The sequence below is a fragment of the Pseudoalteromonas sp. L23 genome, assembly GCF_021728455.1.
GTDB lineage: Bacteria > Pseudomonadota > Gammaproteobacteria > Enterobacterales > Alteromonadaceae > Pseudoalteromonas.
Genome location: NZ_JAKKCW010000001.1, coordinates 71,328 through 91,895, shown reverse-complemented (window position 1 = coordinate 91,895; position 20,568 = coordinate 71,328). Strand labels below are relative to the sequence as shown.

Below are 20,568 nucleotides of genomic sequence, written 5' to 3'. Positions count from 1 at the left end.
ATTTATTTGTCCTTTATTTAGTCACGAGCCCTGTAAAAGGTCAAGCGAGTAGCCTGAACAAAGCATGATTTAGGCGTCTTTAAAACTTGTATTTTTGCTGCTAGCCACACACACTTAACTTCACGAGATAACAAAAAATATAACCATGATAAAAGCACCAATAGATATAGACGTAGATATTCCGTGGCTTGACCAAAAGCTATTTTCATTAGGTAAATTTTCATTAGAGGTGGGAGAAGCACTCTCATTTATCGCGGTGATCGTTGCGACTTTGGTGATCTCCAAGATCCTACGACTAGCATTTAATCGTCTCGCGTCAAGACAAGGGGTGATCCAGCATACCTCAGCCTATGTGATAGGCAGGATCATTCACTACATCGTGTTATTTATTGGTCTTATTATTGCGCTGACGGCGTTAGGAATAGAGATCACTGAATTAGCGCTTGTTGCCAGTGCGCTCGGCGTTGGGATTGGCTTAGGCCTACAAGGTCTGGTGAATAACTTTGTCTCAGGTCTGGTGTTACTGCTAGAGAAAACCGTCAAAGTTGGGGACTTTGTGGAGCTGACCAACGGGGTGGTGGGAGAAGTCATCGCCATTCACATGCGCTCAACTTGGATCCGTACAAATGACAACGTCGACCTGCTTATTCCAAACTCGGAAATGGTGTCAAATACAATTACCAATTGGACAATGTCGGATAAATATCGTCGTTTCCGTATTCCTTTTTCGGTGGCCTACGGCAGCGACAAAGAGAAGGTGAAGCGTGCCGCATTGGAAGCGGCCAAAAATGTCCAATATACCTTGAATACGCCGGGGCGAGAAGCAACGGTATGGATGACAGGGTTTGGTGATAGTAGCTTGAATTTCACGCTAGGAGTTTGGGTGCAACCTGAGCAGGTAAAGCGACCAACAGCGCTGGTTTCTGATTACCTCTGGGCTATCGATGATGCCTTTCGAAAATATCAAATCGAGATCCCGTTTCCACAGCGCGATCTTCATTTACGCAGTGGCTTTTCTATGGAAAAGCCTGATGAAAACTGAGGGTAGAATAACGGCTAGGGTGCTAGCCGTTATTGAGTTTACTCAGTGAATGATTTTAACCACTCGTTGCGGGAATGGAATTTCGATTTCCGCATTTTTAATCGCGGCAAACACCGCTCTATTCACTTCTAATTTAGTTTCGATAAGTGAAGTCGTAGGCACCCAGTAGCGGTAGCTCAATATCACTGCACTGTCGGCAAATTCCTCAATCCCCACCTGCGGCTTAGGGTCTTGACTGACCTTAGCATTATCAGCGAGTACCTGATTGATAAGTGTTAATGCACTTTGATAATCAGCATCATAAGCTATCCCTATTTCACCTTTAACCAAAGAGTTTGCAAACGAGTTATGGAGAATTTCTCCCACCACATGTTTATTTGGGATTGTGATCTCTACTTTGTCTTCGTTGATGAGCGTGGTATGTCCAAGCTCAATCATTTTAACTTGGCCGTTAACGCCTTTGATGCTGATGGTATCGCCAATCACAAATGGGCGGGTAGCGATGATGGCAAGCCCTGCGCCATAATTTGCTAGCATACCTTGCAGTGCAAGACCTGCACCTAAAGACGCTGCACCGATGGCGGCGACAAATGGTGTGATACTGATGCCAACCTTGCCAAGAGAAATAATCACAAACATGGCAATGATAAGCACCTTGATCACATTGCCAATAAAGTTGGTTAAAGCAGGATCGATATTGTGTTTTAGCATCAAGTTTTCAGTCGCTTTAGACAGCTTTCTTGATAACCACAAACCGAGAAGGAAGATGAATATCGCAGCGAGCAATTGGAAACTGTACGTCACCAGATACTCTCGAATAATGTTGTAATAGTGTTCTATTTGCTCGATTTCTTGATTGATCACAGTCATATCCCGAGTTATTAAATTAGAGTAGCCAACCAATGATAAAACAAAGGCACCCAAAGTGCAGTTATCATGGCGGTAATTGTCATCGCCGCTGAAGCAAAAGCGCCAGCCATGGGGTGATGCTCTATCGCTGCGGCTGTGCCTATCGCATGGCAAGCAACACCAAGCGCAGTGCCTTTCGCTTGCATATGGTCAACTTTACACCAGTGCAAGATATGTAGCCCAAACACGCCACCAAATACACCAATTAGTATCACCATAATCGCTGCAATAGCGGGGATCCCCCCGAGATAATCACTAATGAGTAGAGTGATTGGTGTTGTAACCGACAGGGCCGCCATTGAAGCTGAGAGCTGTGGATCGGCTGCGAAAAACTGGCAAATAAGAAAAGCGCTTAACGTAGACAGTGAAACACCCAACCAACTGGTTAAGCACAATGCAAAAAATACCGGTTTAATTTGGTGAAATTGTTTATACAAAGGGTAAGCGAGTGCAACGACCGCTGGCTCTAACAAGTAATGAATTGGTAGCGTTGCTTGTTGATATATCTTGTAGTCGAACTTCGTGAATAGTAGAAATGCCGAAATGACCAAAATGCAGATCAGCACAGGGTTTAATATCGGTAAGGAGATACGCTGATATAGTTTGCGAGCACTAAAAAATAACAGCACAGTAAGCGCTGACGCCATAATCATATTAATCACGAAACTTGATGCTCTTAACGATAGGGCTTAACAATACAAGACTTATTGTTGGTACACCAACTAGCAATAACAGTAGCATAAGCCAGTGGGATTGAAACAAACTGAGATGCTCTACCAAGCCCACTCCCGCTGGAATAAAAAACAGCGCCATGTATTTTAAGATGGGCTCTGCTGCGGGGGCTAACCATTCTACTTTAATGATTTTTGTGGCAAGGAGTATGACAAGAAGCACCATGCCAAGTAGGGCGGCTGGGATCTGTAAAGCACTAAGCTGAATTATCCACTTAGCGCTGAAGAGGCACGCTAAAATGATGGCAAAGCCTAGTGCAAATTGTAATATCAACTTCGCTCTGTGTACCATTAAATGTAAATCCTTAGCGCTGTAATGGCTCTAGTATGTATGATGGCTCATTGTACGCTTTCGTATTGCGATGACCATTATACTTTGGGCAAACAGGCATTCAATCTAGCGTCACCACTTCATGCGAGGCAAAAATGGCTTTTTATTATCATCTGCTACAGAGGCATTCTTCATTGCAATTTTGGTATTTTTAGCGGCGAGCAATTTAATTTGTGACCACGTTTCTAACCACAATAGTTTACGTGCGGGCTGGTTGTAGGCTCGATTATACACTTTCTTAATTGCTGCAATGGCATCTGGCGAGCGTGCGCTAAATTGAGAGAGTAACTCTGAGAGTCTAGCGTCAACATCATCACAGATCTCGGTAATGAGACCGTCCTTTAGTGCTTGCTGGGCGTCTATTCGCTGTGCATGGACTGTCATTAGCAATGCCTTATCCTTGTTCATTGTGGCAGGCAAAAGTAAGCTGCCGCCCATGTCAGGGCAAAGTCCCCATTTGGCTTCCATAATGGCAAACTGCGCACTGCTGTCGGCTAAACGAATATCTGCACCTAATGCAATATGACAGCCTCCGCCTAAACAATTGCCTGTGATCTTGGCGATGACAGGAACTGGCAAAGTTTGCCAGCCGAGTACGACTCTTTGTACTAAGTTAGCATTGCCAGGTAACCACTTTTTAAGTAGCTTGATGATCCCAGAAGGTTTATTCAGCACGCTTTTTACATCTAGGCCAGCACAAAAATGTGCGCCTTCACCTTGGAGAACGACAGCCCTAATTGATTTGCTTTTTCTAATTTTCTTTATCGCATTATCTAAACCAACAAACATGTCAACAGACAGCGCGTTTTGTTTTTCTGGTCGAGATAAGGTCACAAATGCGATGTTGTTCGCTTCGGAAAATGAAATCATGATGAGATGCTCCCTGCGGGTTTTATGCGATAGTTTTAGAGTAATAACTCAAAAGCGGTGTGACATTCAACTTTTACCGATAATTTGTTCGTCATTTAGCGTTATTTTCTGTTTGATTATCGCGACTAAGTATTTATGTTTTACCTCATTTTGCTATCATTGCGCCAACTTTAAAACAACAGGCTAGCGTCCATGACAGCGAGACTTTGTAGCATCGAAGAAGCCACTCACCAAGCATATGATATCTTCCTTGAGTTGGCCCCGGATAATCTTGAAGAACACGATATTAATATGTTCAACGAACATCGCGAAGATCGTGGCTTTATTGAAGAAAGTGAGCCGGACGAGAGTTGGTCGAGCATCACTGCGTATGAACAAGAAGCAGAACCAGAGCACTTCGTTCAGGTTTTGGTCGGTATCGAGTTTGATGACTCGGATCAGGTGTACGCAAAAATCTTGATTAGCAGAGATTTAGATGCGCCGTTTTGTCATATCATTTGGAAGCAATAACCGGAAAGTAGTTGTCAGTGCCGTTTTTTAGAACTTTCGCCTTATTTGCAATTGGCTTGGTTTCGCTACCAAGCTTAGCTACGGATCCATTCGAAGATTTTCACGAATATGGCAAAATGCCCGATGACGAAATTCATCAAAAACACAAGGGCGAAATGCTGTACGGCGACGTTGAATTTGGCTTTATCGTTAACAAAGGTAATACGCAAAACACGTCATTTAAGTTTAAAAGTAACCTTTACCAAGATTTCCCCAAGTGGCGTAATCAATTTAAATTTAATGGCCTTTATCGCCGCGAGCAAAATACAGAAACAGACGTCGAAGATGTCTCAGCGTCGCGCTATTTTGGCTCTGCGCAAGGTAACTATAAGCTAGGGGACGATAACGCCTCGTTCTTTATGTACGGTGACTATGAGCGTGACAGGTTTAATGGCAAGGAATATACCACGACATTTGCGCTCGGTTATGGCAATCGTGTGTATGAGGGACGAAAGAACACGGTAGATGTCGACATCGGTCCCGGTATGTCTATCTCTCGTGTGGATAACGAAATCGAGCTTGAGCCGGAAGAAGATAGAACGGAGCAAGGCCAGCTTTTGCGTATGGCATTGCAGTGGGAAAGAAACGTGTCAAAGCGCACCCGCTTTAATCAAGACGTCAGTTTTGAGCAATCGCTGTCAGGTTTAAACTCCCGATTGTTTGCTGAGTCCGCGCTAGTTACACAAGTGATTGGCGGGATTGCGCTGAAGTTTGCGTTTATTTACCGTTATAATTCGCAGCCAGAAAATGAAAAAGAAAAGGTAGACACCGAACTTGGTGCTACATTAGTTTACAGCTTTGATTAAGAAGATTATCGATGTATAAAAATACACAGTTTGCATGGGTTATATGGCTGTTTCTAGCCTTTATCGCCAGTTTTACCATATTGGCAATTTTCCTAACTGGTAGCAATCTAGCCTTTGTCAGCTTTTTGGTGATCCTCGCGCTTGTTGCGTTTATTTTTTACGGCTTAACCATTCAAGTGAACCAAGAGCAACAAACGTTAAGCTGGTGGTTTGGACCATCGGTCGCCAAAATGACCTTAAAGTTTGACGATATCGATTATGTTCAGCCTGTGACTAATTCTCTTCGTCATGGCATTGGCATGCGGATCAGCACAGATGGTTGGGTATACACAGTTGCCGGATTCAAGGCACTTGAAGTGGTGATGAAGGATGGCACTAAATATCGCTTAGGAACCAATGACCAATCCAACTTGGTTACGGCAATGGAAAGTAAACTTAAACAAGAAAAAAGCGCTGAATGATCAGCGCTTTCTATTAGTAACTCGACTAATCTTAGTGGTCGTGACCACAACCGCCCTCGCCATGAACATGGCCGTGGGCAACTTCTTCTGCTGTTGCTTCACGTACTTCAAGCACTTCAACGTCAAAATTTAGTGTGATCCCAGAAAGCGGGTGGTTCGCGTCAACAATGACTTCTTCGTCTTCGATACCAATGATCACAACGATTTGGTCGCCTTCGTCGGTGGTAGCTCTAAATTGCATACCCACTTCGATTTCCATGCCTTCAAACATTGACTTAGGAACAGCTTGAGTCAATTCGTCAAAGCGCTCACCATAACCTTCTTGTGGCTCTATGGTCACACTGAAAGTGTCACCAGCTTGTTTGCCTTGTAGGGCATCATCAAGACCTGGGATCAGATAACCTGAGCCAAGCATCGCTATCACAGGCTCATCATCAAATGTGCTATCAATCGTGTTGTTGTCTTTGTCTTGAACTGAGTAGTGGATTGTCACTACCGAGTTAGGGCCAATAATCATATAAGATCCCGTTAGTTGTCTTCTAAAGAATAAGGTAGAGGTTGAATAGTAAGACTCACCTCTGGTGAATTTTTTGCTCTTAGCACCGCGTCTTGTGGTGTGTCATTTGGCATCACAGCCAGCGCATAATAACGGCCGCTGCTTGCATCGAAGGTTTGTTGAATAACCTTGCCACCACGACGCCAGTTATCTTCAATCTGCAGTTCAATGTCTGCCTCTTCGATGCGCTCTGCAGCATTGCCTGTCACTATGTACATGGCACGTTTGTTTTTACCAAGATAGCGCATACGAGCTACGGTTTCTTGACCAGTATAGCAACCTTTCTTAAAGCTGATCCCGTTAAGGGCTTGAAGGTTAACCATTTGTGGTACAAATTCGTCCACGTGATCGGCATCAAGGCTTGGCTCTCCTGCTAAAATGCTGGCCGCAATAAACGGTGCTGGATTGCTTTGTTGTTCCACGTCCGTGGGTAAACTTGCGCCTTCGAACGCGATGAAAACAAAGCGCTCGTCTGCGAGTTTTAGCAGCTTGCCGTTGGCAACATCCACAGCGCTTGCGTCAGACGAAAGCTCAACGCCAAAGGCAGTAGCAAGCGCTTTACTGTCCTGAGTCATTAAGCCAAAGACTTCGCAGTCAGCAAAATCAATGTCAACTTTGGCAAAAACGCCGTACTTTTTTAGCTCACGAAGTGATGCTTCAGCTTCGGCTACACCTGCAAGCATTAAGTAGTCGTCTTGATAGCGAGTTAAGCGCGACACAGACCAAAGTTTGCCTTTAGGGCTACAATGCCCAGACCACATAAAATTATCTTCTTTGATAAGGTTAATGTCTTGAGTAACCTGACCGTGCAAATAGCTAAGTTTATCTTGTCCTGAAATGCGAATAACCTTGAACGGAAGCGCATAAGCACGAGCAATTGACATAATGTTGATCCCTATTAAAGTGTTTTCGTAATGTTACCGTAAAATCATAAGTGGAGATAGGGACGGACGATTTCAATGTGCCATTTCTATAAGTTTTATGGCATATGTCCTGCACAGTGGGTATAATTTTCTCAATAGTTTATGAGGGGTTAATCAGTTTATGGTTGAGTTACTGCCTAAAGCTCGAGTTAAATGGGCTTGCCGTCGTGGCATGTTAGAGCTGGACGTTATTTTAGAGCCGTTTGTTGAGCAGGCTTATGACGCGCTATCCGACGAAGGTAAGTACGTGTTTCAGCGTCTAGTTACCTGTGAGGATCCAGATTTATTTGCTTGGTTTATGGGCCATGAAGAATGTCCAGATCCAGAGCTAAAACGCATGGTTAAGTTAATCCTTGATCGGATCCGCGTATAGAATCGACTTTCAACACAATCTTCAGAACCACACCTTCTTTGTGGTTCTTTTTTCTTGCCTCACTTTTATCCTTTTTCTGCTGTTTCCAGCGCTGTGGTGGTTAGTCGCAATCGTGTTTGCTGTTACGGGTTATTGCAGTTGGCAAACTGTTCTATCTCGTACACCAAAGGCGGGTACTGTACTCTTGATCCCGAAGGAAAACTTCATTGAAATACAGTCGAAAACGATAAATTTCAAAGGGCAGCTTATTGGTGCGACCATATGGTTTGATAGTCAAATAGCGCTAAAAATCATGGATGCGAACCAAGCTAAGCAGCAGATATTTTTGACTCGACGGGCAATACCAGAAGCGGACTGGCGTTTACTTTGTCGCACCGTACTGCAAGCCAATTAGAAAAAGCAACGAGAGCATGGCGATAAAAATCAGCACATACTCTACATGCAAATATTATTATTTTGTCGGTGACAAAACGGTCGGTGTGGAGTTTTCAGCCATGTCAGGGAAGTCAATGGTGTAGTGCAGTCCGCGACTTTCTTTACGTTCTAACGCGCTGCGAATAATAAGTTCAGCTACTTGTACTAAGTTACGTAATTCGAGCAGGTTGTTACTCACTCTAAAGTTGGCGTAATAATCGTGGATCTCTTGCTGCAATAACTCAACGCGGCGTAGCGCACGTTCTAACCGTTTAGTTGAGCGAACAATGCCAACATAATCCCACATAAACAATCTAAGTTCATGCCAGTTGTGGGTGATAACTACTTCTTCATCCGAGTCGCTGACACGGCTTTCGTCCCAATCTGGTAACTTAGATGGCTCAGGACGATTATCGATTTTAGCTAAAATATCTTTTGCGGCAGCGTGGGCAAACACAATGCATTCTAACAACGAGTTACTCGCCATGCGGTTTGCGCCGTGTAGACCTGTGTAAGCCACTTCGCCAATTGCATATAAATTGTCGATGTCAGTACGACCGTTAAAGTCAGTCATAACACCACCGCAAGTATAATGCGCCGCTGGCACTACGGGGATTGGCTCTTTGGTGATATCTAAACCAACACTTAAGCACTTAGCATAAATCGTAGGGAAGTGCTCAATGATGAACTCTTTGTCTTTATGTGAGATATCCAGATAGACGCAATTTGCACCCAATCGCTTCATCTCATAGTCAATGGCACGGGCGACTACATCGCGAGGGGCAAGTTCTTCGCGTTCATCGAAGTCAGGCATAAAGCGTGTGCCGTCAGGACGTTTAAGCAGCGCGCCTTCACCGCGCATGGCTTCGGTTATTAAAAAGTTTTGTAGCTCAGGGTGGTATAAGCTGGTCGGGTGAAATTGGTTAAACTCCATGTTGGCTACACGGCAACCCGCACGCCACGCCATTGCGATGCCGTCACCTGAAGAAACATCTGGATTTGAGGTATACAAGTAAACTTTACTTGCGCCACCCGTTGCTAAAGCGACAAACTTAGCCGAGATGCTCTCAACTCTATCTGCTTTGCGATTGTAGACGTAAACACCTTTAATATCGCTTGAGTCACCATATTTATCTTTAATGAGATCGATGGCGTTGTATTGCTCTAATATATTAATTTTTGGGTGTAACTGTACTTGGCTAATTAATGTGGTTTGAACGGCTTTACCCGTTGCATCAGCTGCGTGCAATATACGACGATGTGAATGCCCACCTTCGCGGGTTAAATGAAAGCGCTCTTTCCCTTTGCTATCCACTTCCATATCAAATGGTACGCCTTGCTCAATCAGCCACTTCAAGCAATTTTTTGCATTTGAGGCGGTATAGTGCACCGCATCGCGGTCACATAAGCCAGCGCCTGCCGCAAGTGTGTCTTCGACATGTGATTCGATACTGTCATTTTTCTTATCGAATACTGCGGCAATGCCACCTTGAGCATAAAGTGTGGAGCCTTCTTTTAACGCCCCTTTGCTTATCACGGTAACTTTACAGTGGTTTGCTAAAGAGAGCGCAAGAGAGAGTCCAGCAGCGCCACTGCCAATAATGACTACATCAGTATTGTGGTGAGTCGTATTTTTCATATTCGAAGATCTTTACTGTTTTTGCGTTTAATTCTGCTATTTATACCACATCTGCTATCATAGAAGGCAGAGAGTTTGTTCCGTTTAATGAGAATCATTTAGAACATTTTGTGTGACTGCTAATGGAATAATGCTAAAAAGCAGCCAAGAAACTAGTACGCAAAGATGGATGAATTCGTTTATTTTAAAAAAAAATACAAAAAAACAGAACTTTTTATTCAGTACTAAGTCAGAGTAGCTGTGAATGATGGCAACTAGATACGATTTAGAAAAGCAAAAAGAGGAGTACCGGCTCGAATGAGCGAGCAGGATTTAGATCTAGATATAGTTAAACGCGTTCAACAGGGAGATAAAAACGCATTCAACCTGTTAGTTGCCAAGTATCAAAATAAAGTCGCAGCGCTGATTTCTCGTTATGTAGCGAATCAAGGCGATGTGGCAGATGTGGCACAGGAAACGTTCATTAAAGCTTATCGAGCGTTGCCTAACTTTAGGGGCGAGAGCGCATTTTATACTTGGTTGTATAGAATCGCGGTTAACTGTTCAAAAAATTATTTGGTGGCGCTTGGTCGAAAGCCGCCAGCAAACGACGTAGATGCGGAAGAAGCCGAGTTTTATGATGGTGCAGACCAATTAAGATCGAACGCTTCACCGGAAAATCTATTGTTAAGCGACGAAGTGAAAGCAGTGATTTTCAAAACTATCGAGCGCTTGCCTGACGATTTAAAAACCGCAATTACTTTGCGTGAAATCGAAGGTATGAGCTACGAGGAAATAGCTGTCATTATGGATTGTCCGGTTGGTACAGTTCGTTCGAGAATTTTTCGCGCAAGGGAAGCGATAGATAACAATTTGAACCCATTAATAGGTGAGTCTTAATATGGCACAAGCTGAAAAACAAGTGACAGAAGATTTAACGACATCGCAAATTTTTGACGGTGATCTGTCACTCAACGCTGAAACCGATGTTCGTTTAGACGAACAAAAGTTTGCTCGGTATGCCTTGATTGGTGATGTAATGCGTAGTCAAAAGCAAGACACACCTTGCATTGATATCACCAGCAGCTTTGCAGCGGCACTTGAACAAGAGCAAACGTATAGTGATCCGGCCGTTGGGCAAGTGAAAGAAACGACGCCGAAGAGCAATGTGATTGAGCTAAGTGCATGGCGTAAGCCGTTTGCACAAGTGGCTATCGCGGCAAGTGTGTCATTGTTTGCTGTGCTTGGGGTTAATACGTTAAGCACTGACGCGACTTTACCTGCGGGCGATACGTTACAGTTGCAATCAACTCCTTTTGCCGGAGGCGTTTCTCCTGTAAGCTTATCAACTGAGCCTGCGCTTGAATCAGCGGCTAAAGGCATTAGAGAGTTACAGCAGCAACGTATTGGTGCATTGGTGCTAGAGCATCAAAGACAGTCACGTATGGCGTATGCGCTGCAGCAATCTGGTGAAAACAACACCGCTAAAAAGCAAGAGGAAAAAGAGCAATAAATGAGAGCACTGTTAGTTGTAGTAAGTGTATTTTTCTCTAGTTGGCTGTGGGCAAATGAAAGCGTATCAGCCAAACAACTGCTAAAAGACATGGCCGAAGCGGTGCATCATAGAAACTTTGATGCATCGTTTGTCGTGGTGAAAGGAAAATCTATGGAGCCTTACCGTTGGCTTCATGGTAACCAAGATGGGACTGAATTTGAGCTTTTAAGTTTGCTCAATGGCGCTGGACTTGAAATGATCCGCATTGGTGACAAAGTAACTTATTTTGAACCAAAGTCTGAGCCTTACACCATCCAAACAGATTCGATAGCAGGTCCAATTCCCGAAGTTTTATTCAAAAATATCGACAGCCTCAAAGAAAGCTATGATTTTGTCTTAGGTGGTAAAGGTCGGATCGTTGACAGACCTGCTCAGCTTGTCAGGTTAGAAGCAAAGGACGACGCTAAATACAACTATTGGTTGTGGATCGATACCGAGTCATCTCTGTTGCTAAAATCCGCTTACGTAAACCAACAAGGCGAGTTGTTAGAACAGCTTCAGCTTACCCATATCAGAGTGACTGAAACCCCTGCTGAACAATTGTTAGAACTTTCCCAAAAACAGTTTCCTGAAGCCGTATCTGGGTTGTTGAAGACACTTGAGAATGGCACAAAAAACAATTGGCAAATTGGTTGGTTACCTCAGGGCTTTGAGCTGCTAAAATCTGACAGACATAAGTTAGATTTAAACAATGAGCTGGCAGACTACTACTTGTTTTCCGACGGCCTTGTCGATATTTCGGTATTTGTACAACGTCCTTTACCGGGCCAGCGCCCAAGTGGAGCGCTTTCGTCAGGTGCGACAACGGTGTACGTACACAACACAGGTGCGTTTGACGTATCTGTAGTTGGAAATATTCCAGCAATGACCGCAAAAGCAATCGCTGAGTCTGTGAAAAGACCTTTATGATAGAACAAACTCTGACAGTTGCCGCCATAAAAGGCGCAACTGTCTACTTAGAAGCACAGCCAAAGCCCGCCTGTGAAGGTTGTAACGGCAAGTGCGGCTCCCAAGTATTCGCCAAACTCTTTGGCACCCACAAAAAACAATTCCCTATAGATTTGATGGAATCTGTCGAAATTGGCCAAAAAATTAAGTTGGCATTAGACGACTCTAATGTGGTGAAACATGCGTTTTATGTTTACATGATGCCATTACTTTTTGCTTTTGCCGGCATGTTTATCGCAGCCCTCGTACTTGGTCTCAATGAACCTTTGCAGATACTTATTGCATTTACGAGTGCAGCACTCGGTTTATTTTTCGCCAGAGTCCAAGGGGATAAACTCAAACATCAGGTAAAAGTGATAAAAATTTACCCAATTAGCCTACCAATAACGCAAATAGATGGTGATTGTACTAAATAAAATGTAAAATCGAGGCCTTAATCTCTATTTGTGACTAACAGAAGTATTGAATCCAGTATATGAAGCATATCCGTAACTTTTCTATTATTGCCCACATTGACCATGGAAAATCGACGCTATCAGACCGCTTAATCCAAGTTTGTGGAGGTTTAACAGACCGCGAAATGCAGCAGCAGGTACTGGATTCGATGGACATCGAACGTGAGCGCGGCATTACCATCAAAGCACAGAGTGTAACGCTTAACTATCAAGCAAAAGATGGTGAAACCTACCAGCTAAACTTTATCGACACACCGGGACACGTTGACTTCACTTATGAAGTTTCACGCTCTCTAGCCGCTTGTGAAGGTGCGCTATTGGTTGTTGATGCGGGTCAAGGTGTAGAAGCACAAACACTAGCGAACTGTTACACCGCACTTGAGATGGACTTGGAAGTTATTCCGGTTCTGAACAAAATTGACTTACCACAGGCTGATCCACTTCGCGTTGCCGAAGAAATTGAAGATATCGTTGGTATTGAAGCATTAGAAGCGGTTCGTTGTAGTGCGAAAACGGGGATCGGCATTGATGAAGTACTCGAAGTGATCGTACGTGATATTCCACCGCCAGAAGGTGAGCCAAATGCGCCACTACAGGCACTGATTATCGATTCATGGTTTGACCCGTACCAAGGCGTAGTGTCATTGGTGCGTATTAAAAACGGTGAATTAAGAGCGGGCGAAAAGATTAAGATCATGTCTACAGAGCAAGCTCACCAAGTAGATAAGGTTGGTATCTTTACTCCTAAGCAGACTAATACCGGGGTGTTGAAAACAGGTGAAGTAGGTTTTGTTATCGCAGGTATCAAAGACATCCATGGTGCACCAGTTGGTGATACCATTACCATGGCTCGTGATTCTGCAACAGACCGTTTGCCTGGTTTCCAAAAGGTGAAGCCTCAGGTATACGCGGGAATGTTCCCAATTTCATCTGATGACTATGAAAACTTCCGCGATGCGCTTAATAAATTGAGCCTCAACGATGCATCACTATTCTTCGAGCCTGAAAACTCAACAGCACTAGGCTTTGGTTTCCGTTGTGGTTTCTTAGGTATGCTGCATATGGAGATTATTCAAGAGCGCCTTGAACGTGAATACGACATGGATCTGATCACCACAGCTCCAACGGTAATTTATGAAGTAGAAACTAAGCACGGTGTGGTGAGAATCGATAATCCGTCTGATTTACCGCCAGTAAACGACATTATTGAAATTCGTGAACCAATCGTTGAAGCAAATATTCTCGTTCCGCAAGAATATTTAGGAAACGTGATCACGCTGTGTGTTGAAAAGCGTGGTATGCAGACCAAGATGACCTATCACGGTAAGCAAGTTGCGTTAACCTATGAACTGCCGATGTCAGAAGTGGTGATGGACTTCTTTGATAAGTTGAAGTCTACCAGCCGTGGTTTTGCATCACTCGATTACAACTTCAAGCGTTTTGAAGCATCAGACATGGTGCGTGTGGATATTCTGATCAATGGTGACCGCGTTGATGCGCTTGCAATAATTGTTCACCGCGATGGTTCACAAACGCGTGGCCGTCAGTTAGCTGAAGCGCTGAGAGAATTGATCCCTCGCCAAATGTTTGATATTGCTATTCAAGCTGCAATTGGTAATCACGTCATTGCGCGTAGTACAGTTAAGCAGTTACGTAAAAACGTAATCGCAAAATGTTATGGTGGTGACGTGAGCCGTAAGAAAAAGCTACTGCAAAAGCAAAAAGAAGGTAAGAAGCGTATGAAGCAACTTGGTAACGTTGAAGTGCCACAAGACGCATTCTTAGCAATATTGAAAGTAGGTAAGTAACAGGAAATACAAATGGCAGGTTATTTTTCAATTTTATTGGTGCTACTCACGGTCGGTTCAGGCCTTATTTGGTTGATCGATCATTTGGTGTATGCACCAAAAAGACAAGCTAGGCTTGCTATTGCGCAAGGTGCGTCTGACACTCAGTTGGATGCCGACATCATTGCGGAAATCGCACCTGAACCTGCCATTGTTGAAAACGCGAAATCAATTTTTCCTATGATTGCCGCAATCACGATTTTCCGTTCGTTTATTTTTGAACCGTTTCAAATTCCATCCGGCTCAATGATGCCAACCTTATTGGATGGCGATTTTATTCTCGTGGAAAAATATGCTTACGGGATTAAAGACCCAGTGTGGCGTAGCAAAATCGTTGAAACGGGTACCCCTGAGCGCGGTGATATTGCGGTGTTCAAGTTTCCGCTAGATGAGAGAATTGACTTCATCAAACGTATTGTTGGTTTACCGGGCGACCATATTGTTTATCGCAATCGTCAGCTTTACATTAAACCTAAGTGTGAAGACGGGCAGAGCGAAGCAAACGGGTTGACGTGTGGCGAATATAACAAGATTGATGTAGACATTGTAAATCGTGACGAGTTTACGCAAGGTCCAATGCAGTTAGTGCGTCTAACCGAGCATTTGCCAAACGTAGAACATGATATTTTAATTAATCCTGAAGTGTTAGAGTTAACAGATCGCTACTATCAACAACCAGGTACTCGCCGCGATGAGTGGGTAGTACCAGAGGGAAGTTATTTTGCGATGGGTGATAACCGTAATAACAGCCAAGATAGTCGTATGTGGGGTTTTGTACCTGATGAAAACTTGGTTGGAAGAGCGGTATTTATTTGGTTAAGTTTTGATTTTGATAATGGCCCAGACAGCATTTTGCCAGGGTGGGTTCCAACTGGTGTTCGTTTTGAACGCCTAGGTAGTATTCAGTAAAAATGAAAAGAAACGTAGAAGAACTTTATAATAAAATAGGGTACAACTTCTCTGATAAGGCGCTGCTTGAGCAGGCTTTGACGCATCGCAGTCACAAAGGCCAGCACAACGAGCGTCTCGAATTTTTGGGCGACTCTATTTTAAGCTTTGTGATTGCAAATGCTTTGTATCACAAGTTTCCAAAAGCGCGTGAAGGTGATTTAAGCCGCATGCGTTCAACGTTAGTGCGTGGTCAAACGCTGGCGGAATTCGGTGTGGAATTCGCGCTTGGTGATTATCTGCGCCTAGGCCCAGGTGAGCTGAAGAGCGGCGGGTTTCGCCGTGAGTCAACGCTCGCAGATGCAGTAGAGGCCATAATTGGTGCCGTTTTCTTAGACTCTGACATCGACGTGTGTAGAGATTTGGTACTAAGTTGGTACGAATCACGCTTAACTGCGATTTCACCTGGTCATAACCAAAAAGACCCGAAGACGCTGCTGCAGGAGTATCTACAAGCTCGAAAATTACCTTTACCGGGCTACACTGTAATAGATACCAAAGGGCAAGCTCACAACCAAACATTCACGGTCGAATGTATAGTGGAAGGGATGGAAAGTATAATTTCAGTAGGCAGCTCGCGACGTAAAGCTGAGCAAAAAGCTGCCGAAAAAGCGCTTAAGATATTAAAGAATGACGCTTGATACACATTGCGGCATGATTGCCATTGTCGGTAGACCTAATGTAGGTAAATCGACACTATTAAATAAATTGGTTGAGCAAAAGGTAAGTATTACCTCGCGTAAACCTCAAACTACTCGTCACCGCATCATGGGGATCCATACAGAGGGTAACTATCAGGCGGTGTACGTTGATACGCCAGGACTTCATATTGAAGAAAAGCGTGCAATTAACCGCTTAATGAACCGAGCAGCATCAAGCTCAATCGGCGATGTTGAACTGGTTATTTTTGTCGTAGAAGGGACGCATTGGACGCCTGATGACGAAATGGTACTGGCTAAAGTTAAAGACAGCGGTCGTCCTATCTTGGTGGTGATGAATAAAACCGATCAGGTAAAAGATAAAGACTTGTTGATGCCACATATTCAGTGGTTGAGTGAACAGGGGGATTTTATCGGGATCGTACCTATCTCTGCGAAGCAAGGTAAGAACGTTGAAATGATCAGAGAAGAAGTGCACAAGCGTTTGCCTGCGTGTGAATTCTATTTCCCTGAAGATTATGTTACCGATCGTTCAATGCGTTTTATGGCGGCAGAGATCGTGCGTGAAAAGTTGATGCGCTTTATGGGCGATGAGTTACCGTACTCGGTGACGGTAGAGATCGAACAGTTTAAGTGGCAAGACAACGGCGTTTGGCAGATCAACGCGTTGATCCTTGTTGAGCGCGAATCGCAAAAACGCATGGTGATCGGCAACAAAGGCGAAAAGCTCAAAGTTATCGGTCGCGAAGCGCGTAAAGATCTTGAGAACATGCTAGACAACAAAGTCTATCTCGAATGCTGGGTTAAAGTGAAATCTGGCTGGGCAGACGACGAACGTGCTCTTCGTAGCTTAGGGTACGGAGAAGACTGATTGGATAGCGACTTTCGACAGGCCTATCTGTTACATCGCAGACCTTACAGCGATTCTCAGGTACTGCTTGACGTGCTGGTCGAAGGCGTTGGACAACTTAAAATGCTTGCCCGAGTCAAGGGCAAGCAATCCCTCAAACATAATGCCCAGCTGCGGCCATTTTCATTACTTTTACTGCAATATGCAGGCAGATACGATTTTAAATACCTAAACCGTTTTGAACCCACAGACAATCAAATCCAACTCGTTGGGCGGCAGTTATATTGTGGTTTGTATCTCAATGAATTAACGCAACGCGTGGTACCAACCAACGAACCGCTAGAGCAGATCTTTGCGCTCTATCAGCTACATTTAATGCGTTTGGCCCAAGATGAAGATGTGGAACCTATCTTACGTAGCTTTGAGTTGCAATTGTTAGGTGAGCTGGGTTTCGGGGTGGAACTGGAATTTGACGCTGAAGGTAATCCAGTGCGGCCAAAAGCCGCGTATAAGTACGTATCTGAGTACGGTTTTATTGCAGTCGGTCGTGAACCTGATACGATACCGGGCAGTATGTTATTGGCCATTGCCAATCAAGATTTCCAAGACCTTGCCGTGAGAAGGGCGGCTAAGCTATTAACACGAAAATTAATGGCACCGCTGGTTGGTAAGCAAGGGCTGAAAAGTAGAGAACTATTTATTTCAAAGAAATAATACCAATTTAATCAAAAGTATAAATCGATAAATTGGTATCGCAGTAATAAGTGGGTGATCCACTTGCTACGTCATATTATCAAGGGATAAACGATGAAAGATATTTTACTTGGCGTCAACGTAGACCATATTGCAACGCTTCGTCAGGCGCGTGGCACTAGCTATCCTGATCCAGCACATGCAGCTGCAGTAGCTGAGCACGCAGGTGCCGACGGCATTACTATTCACTTGCGTGAAGACCGTCGCCATATTCAAGATCGTGATGTTTATGTGATGGCAAAAACCATCCAAACACGTATGAATTTAGAAATTGCAGTAACTGACGAAATGCTCGACATCGCTTGCGAAGTAAAACCTGAATATGTTTGCCTAGTGCCAGAAAAACGCGAAGAGTTAACCACGGAAGGTGGCTTAGACGTTGCGGGTAATCTAGATAGGATCACAGCGGCAACTCAGCGCCTAGCTGATGCAGGTATCAAAGTAAGCTTGTTCATCGACGCGGATAAAAAGCAGCTAGATGCTGCAAAGCAAACCGGTGCCCCTTACATTGAGATCCACACCGGTGCTTATGCTGATGCTGAGAACGACACCGAAATGAGCGCCGAGCTTGAGCGCATTCGTGAAGGCGTTAAGTATGCTCATGGCCTAGGTCTTATCGTCAATGCTGGCCATGGTTTGCATTACCATAATGTTAAACCGATTGCACAAATGCCAGAAATCTACGAACTTAACATTGGTCATGCCATTGTTGCTCGAGCAGCAATTGATGGGCTGGAAAAGGCAGTACGAGATATGAAGCGTTTGATGTTAGAGGCGAGACAAGCATAACGTTTAGTGGTAAAGAAAACGAAAGGGCTGTGTAGCCCTTTCTTTTTGCCTTGTAATCGAGTTAATACAGTTGGTATCAAAATGAAAAAAATGGTGTTGGTCTTTGCAAGTTGTGCCCTTGCACCACAACTTAGCGAAGCGACAGAGAACAACGAATTTGAAATCATCACTTCTACGGCATCCAGATTGGCTGAGGCGGCAGGAGAGCGCCCTGTAAGCCTCTCTTTGCTAACAGAAGCTCAATTAGATGATACAGGCGTCACGCATATCGAAAAGGCGTTGAGGCTCGTTGCTGGCGCAAATGTACAACATGGTAATGGTCAAGAGTATCTACCTGCATTGCGCTCACAAGTGCTCTCTGGTGCAGGCGCATGTGGCGGCATTTTAATGGCTGAAGATGGTATTGCACTCAGAGCCGCAGGCTTTTGTAATATTAATGAACTCTTTGAATCGCACTTTGAAGCGGCTGATCGTATAGAAGTGCTAAAAGGGCCAAACAGCGTATTGTATGGCTCTAATGCGGTGCATGGAGTGGTTAATGTGATTACTTCAAACAGCATTCAAAAGACACCTAGGATTGCATTAGATATCGGCTCCTATGGTTATAGCCGAACTCGGATACAAGCTGGCGATAAAGCCCTTGGCTTGGGCGCAGCGTTAACCCTTACAAAAGATACGGGTTATCGTGAGGATGAAAGCGTTGAGCAACAAAAGTTGAGCGTCAAACACCAATATGAAGGTGAGAAGGTTGGTGTCGTATCTGGAATGACATACACCCACTTAGATCAGCAAACTGCGGGTTATGTAACCGGAGTGGACAGCTATAAAAATAAGCAATTGGCAAAGCAAAACGAAAACCCTGAAGCATTTAGAAAGGCAGAGTCATTTAGAGCTTGGACAGAAATAACCGGGCACTTTGATGATAGTAACACCATACTGATAAAACCTTATGTACGCTGGCAAGAGATGGAATTTGTTAAGCATTTCTTGCCGGGTAAGCCGTTTGAAGAAAATGGTCAAACTGGTGTGGGGCTGCAAACGCTTATACACACTGAATTAAGTGACTCAATACAACTAGATTGGGGAATGGATGCGGAATATACCCAAGGCGAGATGTTGCAGTATCAGCCTACGCCGACTGAAGGCTCTGCATTTTTGCGCTCAACTATTCCTACAGGAAAGCATTACGACTATGAAGTAGATGCAAGGCAACTCGCGCCTTTTGCAAATCTCAGTTGGCGACAGGGTAACTGGTTAGTTGAACTGGGCGGTCGTTTTGAGTCAATGAAGTACGATTATCGCAACTTTTTGCCTACTGGGCGCACCAAAGAAGATGGCTCGGTGTGTGCAATGGGAGGATGTCGTTATAGTCGCCCAGCCAGTGGCAAAGATAGCTTTGCTTATTTTTCACCAAAATTTGGCCTAAGCTATGCGTTCACTGAGCGAAATATTGCCTATGCTAACGTGTCTCAAGGCTATCGCGCACCACAAACTGCTGAGCTTTACCAATTGCAGCGAGAGCAGGTAAAAGCATCGCTAGAGGAAGAAAAGGCGGACAATATCGAGCTTGGCCTAAAAGGGAGTGCAGATAGTCTTGGCTATCAGGTCGCGATTTATGACATGGAAAAAGAAAATTTGATCTTCCGAGATAGTGACTTTTTCTATATCAACGATGGTCGCTCAAGACACCGAGGTGTGGAGTTGGAGCTGAGTTATTCATTCACAGCACATTGGCAACTAGATCTCGCCGCAACGCGTGCTAAGCATACCTATGAACAAGATAATATTCTTGGTGGCATCAATATTAACGGCAACGATCTAGATTCAGCACCAAGGAGCGTCATTAACGCCCAATTACACTGGCAAGCACGGGATAATCTCAGTTGGTCTTTAGCTTGGCACCATGTAGGAGAGTATTTTACTGACCCCGAAAATCTTCATCGTTATTCTGGTCACGATTTACTGAGCTTACGAGGAAAGTGGCAGGTAAATCCGCATTTGGCGTTGACGATGAGAGTGAAAAATCTAACCGACGAACGTTATGCTGAGCGTGCCGATTACACTTCATTTAGTGGTGACAGGTACTTTCCGGGAAGACCAAGAAACATTCTAGTGTCACTGGACTACCGCTGGTAATACATGAATAAGGGAGCAGAAAGCTCCCTTTGTGAAACTATCGTG

The 20,568-nt window shown here is 44.2% G+C and carries 24 protein-coding genes; 17 read left to right on the top strand and 7 right to left on the bottom strand.

Annotated elements, in window-relative coordinates:
• Positions 1–145 precede the first annotated feature (145 nt).
• Positions 146–1,042 carry a mechanosensitive ion channel domain-containing protein gene (locus tag L3V43_RS00425; protein ID WP_069018601.1) on the top strand — a complete coding sequence of 299 codons (897 nt, stop codon included), beginning with the start codon at positions 146–148 and terminating at the stop codon, positions 1,040–1,042.
• A gap of 42 nt (positions 1,043–1,084) precedes the next feature.
• Here the strand turns inward: L3V43_RS00425 and L3V43_RS00420 are convergent, their stop codons facing one another.
• From L3V43_RS00420 to L3V43_RS00405, 4 genes are all read right to left on the bottom strand, one after another.
• On the bottom strand, positions 1,085–1,906 hold the full coding sequence (locus tag L3V43_RS00420; RefSeq protein ID WP_237115926.1) for a mechanosensitive ion channel domain-containing protein: 822 nt from the start codon (positions 1,904–1,906) through the stop codon (positions 1,085–1,087).
• A 17-nt stretch (positions 1,907–1,923) separates the two neighbouring features.
• Positions 1,924–2,604, bottom strand: a complete 681-nt coding sequence (locus L3V43_RS00415) for an LrgB family protein (RefSeq protein WP_237115970.1) — start codon at positions 2,602–2,604, stop codon at positions 1,924–1,926.
• A gap of 1 nt (position 2,605) precedes the next feature.
• A complete protein-coding gene (locus L3V43_RS00410) occupies positions 2,606–2,974 on the bottom strand; it encodes a CidA/LrgA family protein (RefSeq protein ID WP_102057125.1) in 369 nt (122 codons plus the stop codon).
• A gap of 111 nt (positions 2,975–3,085) precedes the next feature.
• Positions 3,086–3,883 (bottom strand): crotonase/enoyl-CoA hydratase family protein, encoded by a 798-nt coding sequence (locus tag L3V43_RS00405; RefSeq protein WP_102057124.1) that lies wholly within the window; start codon positions 3,881–3,883, stop codon positions 3,086–3,088.
• 192 nt (positions 3,884–4,075) lie between these two features.
• Between L3V43_RS00405 and L3V43_RS00400 the strand changes: the two genes are divergently transcribed.
• From L3V43_RS00400 to L3V43_RS00390, 3 genes are read left to right on the top strand one after another with little or no spacing between them, the layout of a single operon-like run.
• Positions 4,076–4,393: a DUF440 family protein gene (locus tag L3V43_RS00400; RefSeq protein WP_010371248.1), complete on the top strand. Its 318-nt coding sequence runs from the start codon at positions 4,076–4,078 to the stop codon at positions 4,391–4,393.
• 17 nt (positions 4,394–4,410) lie between these two features.
• On the top strand, positions 4,411–5,238 hold the full coding sequence (locus tag L3V43_RS00395) for a DUF481 domain-containing protein (RefSeq protein WP_102057122.1): 828 nt from the start codon (positions 4,411–4,413) through the stop codon (positions 5,236–5,238).
• An 11-nt stretch (positions 5,239–5,249) separates the two neighbouring features.
• On the top strand, positions 5,250–5,699 hold the full coding sequence (locus L3V43_RS00390; protein WP_227386999.1) for a hypothetical protein: 450 nt from the start codon (positions 5,250–5,252) through the stop codon (positions 5,697–5,699).
• 31 nt (positions 5,700–5,730) lie between these two features.
• Here the strand turns inward: L3V43_RS00390 and L3V43_RS00385 are convergent, their stop codons facing one another.
• Positions 5,731–6,216: a peptidylprolyl isomerase gene (locus L3V43_RS00385; protein ID WP_010606755.1), complete on the bottom strand. Its 486-nt coding sequence runs from the start codon at positions 6,214–6,216 to the stop codon at positions 5,731–5,733.
• Positions 6,217–6,227: 11 nt separating this feature from the next.
• A complete protein-coding gene (ygfZ, locus tag L3V43_RS00380; RefSeq protein WP_010606756.1) occupies positions 6,228–7,139 on the bottom strand; it encodes a tRNA-modifying protein YgfZ in 912 nt (303 codons plus the stop codon).
• Positions 7,140–7,299: 160 nt separating this feature from the next.
• Here ygfZ and L3V43_RS00375 point away from each other — a divergent pair, with 160 nt between their 5' ends.
• Both L3V43_RS00375 and L3V43_RS00370 read left to right on the top strand, forming a co-directional pair.
• Positions 7,300–7,551 carry a succinate dehydrogenase assembly factor 2 gene (locus tag L3V43_RS00375; protein ID WP_010371260.1) on the top strand — a complete coding sequence of 84 codons (252 nt, stop codon included), beginning with the start codon at positions 7,300–7,302 and terminating at the stop codon, positions 7,549–7,551.
• A gap of 40 nt (positions 7,552–7,591) precedes the next feature.
• Positions 7,592–7,945, top strand: a complete 354-nt coding sequence (locus L3V43_RS00370) for a protein YgfX (protein WP_323054427.1) — start codon at positions 7,592–7,594, stop codon at positions 7,943–7,945.
• Between the two features lie 57 nt (positions 7,946–8,002).
• Here the strand turns inward: L3V43_RS00370 and nadB are convergent, their stop codons facing one another.
• Complete coding sequence (nadB, locus tag L3V43_RS00365) at positions 8,003–9,604, bottom strand: L-aspartate oxidase (RefSeq protein WP_102057120.1); 1,602 nt, start codon at positions 9,602–9,604, stop codon at positions 8,003–8,005.
• 297 nt (positions 9,605–9,901) lie between these two features.
• Here nadB and rpoE point away from each other — a divergent pair, with 297 nt between their 5' ends.
• From rpoE to L3V43_RS00310, 11 genes are all read left to right on the top strand, one after another.
• Positions 9,902–10,483, top strand: coding sequence for an RNA polymerase sigma factor RpoE (rpoE, locus tag L3V43_RS00360; protein WP_010371267.1), 582 nt, complete (start codon positions 9,902–9,904; stop codon positions 10,481–10,483).
• Between the two features lies 1 nt (position 10,484).
• A complete protein-coding gene (locus L3V43_RS00355; protein ID WP_102057119.1) occupies positions 10,485–11,096 on the top strand; it encodes an RseA family anti-sigma factor in 612 nt (203 codons plus the stop codon).
• Complete coding sequence (locus L3V43_RS00350) at positions 11,097–12,047, top strand: MucB/RseB C-terminal domain-containing protein (protein WP_010606760.1); 951 nt, start codon at positions 11,097–11,099, stop codon at positions 12,045–12,047.
• Positions 12,044–12,502 (top strand): SoxR reducing system RseC family protein, encoded by a 459-nt coding sequence (locus L3V43_RS00345; protein WP_237115928.1) that lies wholly within the window; start codon positions 12,044–12,046, stop codon positions 12,500–12,502. The genes L3V43_RS00350 and L3V43_RS00345 overlap by 4 nt, the downstream gene beginning before the upstream one ends.
• A gap of 59 nt (positions 12,503–12,561) precedes the next feature.
• Complete coding sequence (lepA, locus tag L3V43_RS00340; RefSeq protein WP_235366679.1) at positions 12,562–14,349, top strand: translation elongation factor 4; 1,788 nt, start codon at positions 12,562–12,564, stop codon at positions 14,347–14,349.
• A 12-nt stretch (positions 14,350–14,361) separates the two neighbouring features.
• The gene (gene lepB / locus L3V43_RS00335; RefSeq protein WP_010371286.1) at positions 14,362–15,297 is read left to right on the top strand and encodes a signal peptidase I; all 936 of its coding nucleotides are present in this window, start codon (positions 14,362–14,364) and stop codon (positions 15,295–15,297) included.
• 2 nt (positions 15,298–15,299) lie between these two features.
• Positions 15,300–15,977: a ribonuclease III gene (rnc, locus tag L3V43_RS00330; RefSeq protein ID WP_010371291.1), complete on the top strand. Its 678-nt coding sequence runs from the start codon at positions 15,300–15,302 to the stop codon at positions 15,975–15,977.
• On the top strand, positions 15,967–16,866 hold the full coding sequence (gene era, locus L3V43_RS00325; protein WP_211866560.1) for a GTPase Era: 900 nt from the start codon (positions 15,967–15,969) through the stop codon (positions 16,864–16,866). Before rnc ends, era begins: the two co-directional genes overlap by 11 nt.
• On the top strand, positions 16,867–17,559 hold the full coding sequence (gene recO, locus L3V43_RS00320) for a DNA repair protein RecO (RefSeq protein ID WP_010606763.1): 693 nt from the start codon (positions 16,867–16,869) through the stop codon (positions 17,557–17,559).
• A gap of 93 nt (positions 17,560–17,652) precedes the next feature.
• A complete protein-coding gene (gene pdxJ / locus L3V43_RS00315) occupies positions 17,653–18,387 on the top strand; it encodes a pyridoxine 5'-phosphate synthase (RefSeq protein WP_237115929.1) in 735 nt (244 codons plus the stop codon).
• Between the two features lie 81 nt (positions 18,388–18,468).
• Positions 18,469–20,523, top strand: a complete 2,055-nt coding sequence (locus L3V43_RS00310; RefSeq protein WP_237115930.1) for a TonB-dependent receptor — start codon at positions 18,469–18,471, stop codon at positions 20,521–20,523.
• Positions 20,524–20,568: the final 45 nt, after the last annotated feature.

Bases quoted from the DNA above. Each gene is read 5' to 3' on its own strand.
- L3V43_RS00375 (WP_010371260.1), top strand. From the start codon at position 7,300: ATGGTTGAGTTACTGCCTAAAGCTCGAGTTAAATGGGCTTGCCGTCGT.
- era (WP_211866560.1), top strand. From the start codon at position 15,967: ATGACGCTTGATACACATTGCGGCATGATTGCCATTGTCGGTAGACCT.
- rpoE (WP_010371267.1), top strand. From the start codon at position 9,902: ATGAGCGAGCAGGATTTAGATCTAGATATAGTTAAACGCGTTCAACAG.
- lepA (WP_235366679.1), top strand. From the start codon at position 12,562: ATGAAGCATATCCGTAACTTTTCTATTATTGCCCACATTGACCATGGA.
- L3V43_RS00425 (WP_069018601.1), top strand. From the start codon at position 146: ATGATAAAAGCACCAATAGATATAGACGTAGATATTCCGTGGCTTGAC.
- lepB (WP_010371286.1), top strand. From the start codon at position 14,362: ATGGCAGGTTATTTTTCAATTTTATTGGTGCTACTCACGGTCGGTTCA.
- L3V43_RS00390 (WP_227386999.1), top strand. From the start codon at position 5,250: ATGTATAAAAATACACAGTTTGCATGGGTTATATGGCTGTTTCTAGCC.
- L3V43_RS00385 (WP_010606755.1), bottom strand. From the start codon at position 6,216: ATGATTATTGGCCCTAACTCGGTAGTGACAATCCACTACTCAGTTCAA.
- ygfZ (WP_010606756.1), bottom strand. From the start codon at position 7,139: ATGTCAATTGCTCGTGCTTATGCGCTTCCGTTCAAGGTTATTCGCATT.
- L3V43_RS00405 (WP_102057124.1), bottom strand. From the start codon at position 3,883: ATGATTTCATTTTCCGAAGCGAACAACATCGCATTTGTGACCTTATCT.
- L3V43_RS00355 (WP_102057119.1), top strand. From the start codon at position 10,485: ATGGCACAAGCTGAAAAACAAGTGACAGAAGATTTAACGACATCGCAA.
- L3V43_RS00415 (WP_237115970.1), bottom strand. From the start codon at position 2,604: ATGATTATGGCGTCAGCGCTTACTGTGCTGTTATTTTTTAGTGCTCGC.
- rnc (WP_010371291.1), top strand. From the start codon at position 15,300: ATGAAAAGAAACGTAGAAGAACTTTATAATAAAATAGGGTACAACTTC.
- L3V43_RS00410 (WP_102057125.1), bottom strand. From the start codon at position 2,974: ATGGTACACAGAGCGAAGTTGATATTACAATTTGCACTAGGCTTTGCC.
- nadB (WP_102057120.1), bottom strand. From the start codon at position 9,604: ATGAAAAATACGACTCACCACAATACTGATGTAGTCATTATTGGCAGT.
- L3V43_RS00345 (WP_237115928.1), top strand. From the start codon at position 12,044: ATGATAGAACAAACTCTGACAGTTGCCGCCATAAAAGGCGCAACTGTC.
- L3V43_RS00400 (WP_010371248.1), top strand. From the start codon at position 4,076: ATGACAGCGAGACTTTGTAGCATCGAAGAAGCCACTCACCAAGCATAT.
- L3V43_RS00350 (WP_010606760.1), top strand. From the start codon at position 11,097: ATGAGAGCACTGTTAGTTGTAGTAAGTGTATTTTTCTCTAGTTGGCTG.
- L3V43_RS00310 (WP_237115930.1), top strand. From the start codon at position 18,469: ATGAAAAAAATGGTGTTGGTCTTTGCAAGTTGTGCCCTTGCACCACAA.
- pdxJ (WP_237115929.1), top strand. From the start codon at position 17,653: ATGAAAGATATTTTACTTGGCGTCAACGTAGACCATATTGCAACGCTT.